The organism is Ilyobacter sp., assembly GCF_041583315.1.
Classification (GTDB): Bacteria; Fusobacteriota; Fusobacteriia; order Fusobacteriales; family Fusobacteriaceae; genus Ilyobacter.
The window spans coordinates 1-2,119 of the sequence record NZ_JBFHGC010000511.1 but is presented as its reverse complement, the minus strand read 5'-3'; the positions used below and the strand labels follow the sequence as shown (position 1 = coordinate 2,119).

The 2,119-nt window shown below is 37.8% G+C and carries 2 protein-coding genes and 1 pseudogene; all 3 read right to left on the bottom strand.

The genetic code is table 11. From position 1 onward, the window contains the following. A pseudogene (locus ABZA26_RS13585) lies at positions 1–731 on the bottom strand (hypothetical protein); the annotation flags it as partial. A gap of 31 nt (positions 732–762) precedes the next feature. Further along, the gene (locus ABZA26_RS13580) at positions 763–1,647 is read right to left on the bottom strand and encodes a polyprenyl synthetase family protein (protein WP_372715034.1); all 885 of its coding nucleotides are present in this window, start codon (positions 1,645–1,647) and stop codon (positions 763–765) included. Between the two features lie 12 nt (positions 1,648–1,659). Continuing rightward, positions 1,660–1,875, bottom strand: a complete 216-nt coding sequence (xseB, locus tag ABZA26_RS13575; protein ID WP_372715033.1) for an exodeoxyribonuclease VII small subunit — start codon at positions 1,873–1,875, stop codon at positions 1,660–1,662. Positions 1,876–2,119 lie beyond the last annotated feature (244 nt).

The window sequence follows — 2,119 nt, the reverse complement described above, 5'->3', positions numbered from 1 at the left end:
TCTTCCTCAGAAAGTACGTCTAGCATCATCATGGTATGGGTAAGTACATCTCCGTCAGGATGATATATCTCGTCCTGCATTATCTCTTTGAGACAAGTGATCTCAGGCATTATTTTTTCCAACACCCCGGTTTTTTCCAAAAATAGAAACCCTTCAGAAGGAGCCACCCCTAAGAGATAAATTTTCTCAAGTTCCCTGCAGATTCTTTCACTTGATACACTCAGTATCTCTTCTCCCCTTGCTTTTATCATTTCCTCTAAGGAATCATCCACATAAAATCCAAACCTACTCATAAACTGAGCTGTCCTCAGGATTCTCAAGGGGTCCTCCAAAAAGCTCTCTCTGTCTGTACATCTCACCACTTTATCTTTTATGTCCCCTATACCTCCAAAAAAATCAAAATATCTGTCCCCTACAAGATCATAATAGATAGAGTTCATGGTAAAATCACGCCTTCTGGCACACTCTTTGAGAGACCTGTCTCCCTCTATAAAAGATATCTCCAGATTATTATTCAGTATATATATTTCATAGCTTTTCCCCACTTTTTTATACTTCCCGTATTTTCGGAGGATCTTCTCAAAATTATCTCTTTTTATTCCCAGTACCTCAATGTCTATATCTTTTATTTTATCTTCAGAGACTCCCATTAGCCGGTCTCTTACCCAGCCCCCCACAAGATAGGCCTCACCATTTTTGCTCCATATATCTTTTATCAGTTTTCTGTACATTCCACCTCCTAAAAAAGGGACCATTAGGTCCCTATTTTTCCCTGTTCTGTATATAGTCTGCCAGATCTGTAAACAGTTTTACTTTTTCAGACTGAAACTCACTGCATATTATCTCTTTTGCTGCTGTTATTTTTTCAGCCAGTATCTCTTTTGTTTTTTTCATCCCAAAAATAGAGGGATATGTGGACTTTTCAAGATCTGTGTCGCTTCCCACAGGCTTACCTATTTTCTCAAAATCTCCCTCTATATCCAGTATATCGTCCTTTATCTGAAAAGCCAGGCCTATAAGCTCAGAATATTCTATAAGTTTTTCTTTCTTCTTCGCCTCTGCTCCTGCTATTATACAGGCTATTTCCACAGGAAGGGTAATCATCTTACCTGTCTTATGGGTGTGAATATACTGCAGAACAGGAAGGTCTATATTTTTACCCTCACTCTCTATATCCACCATCTGACCTCCTATCATTCCGTTTACTCCTGCGTATTGAGACGTAAGTCTCACTATATCTACTATTTTATCCGAAGCAACCTTTTGATTTTCAGATGTTATGACATTAAAAGCATGGGTCAGAAGAGCATCACCTATAAGTATCCCCTGAGCCTCTCCGTATTTTTTATGTGTAGTTAGTTTTCCTCTCCTGTAGTCATCGTCGTCAAGAGCCGGCAAGTCATCATGTACAAGAGAATAAGAGTGTATCATCTCTATGGCCACTGCAGCCGGGATTCCCTTTTCCTCGTCCTCTCCCAGGAGCTCTAAGGTCATGAGCAGAAGTATAGGCCTCAGCCTTTTTCCACCGTTCAATACTGCATATTTCATTCCCTCTGCTATTACAGGTGGATATTTCAGTTCTTCTAGGTACTCTTTTATACTGTTGTCTATAAATTCTCTTTTTTCTTTCAAATAATTTTTCAGCATAGTAATCTCCTATTAAAACTCCTCTAGTTTTATTTCTCCGTTTTCCTCTATTACTTTCATTATCTTTCCTTCTGCTTTTTCAAGCATCTCAGAAGATTTTTTCAAGAGCTTCATCGCCTTTTCATATTCCTTGATAGAGTCAGAAAGCTCCATATCTCCACTTTCAAGCTTGGATATCACTTCATCTATCTCAGCCAGATTCTCTTCAAAAGTTTTTACCTTTGCCATACTATCACCTCATAGAAAATTATACTATATCAAAAGGCTCTTAACAAGTTAATAAAGTTAGCTTATATTTTTTTAATAAATTACTGAATTCACCCAAAAGCTTCTGTCACTTTTCCTTGATGAAAAGTAACCAAAAATCAAGGCCTGTGAAAAATAAGCTAAATGCCCTTGGAAATCCAAGAAAAAATCAAAACTCGCTTCGCTCAGACAGTTGATTTTTACTAAGGATTTCACTTCGGTCATT

Excerpts from the sequence above, each read along its gene's own strand:
- xseB (WP_372715033.1), bottom strand. The coding sequence starts at position 1,875 with ATGGCAAAGGTAAAAACTTTTGAAGAGAATCTGGCTGAGATAGATGAA.
- ABZA26_RS13580 (WP_372715034.1), bottom strand. The coding sequence starts at position 1,647 with ATGCTGAAAAATTATTTGAAAGAAAAAAGAGAATTTATAGACAACAGT.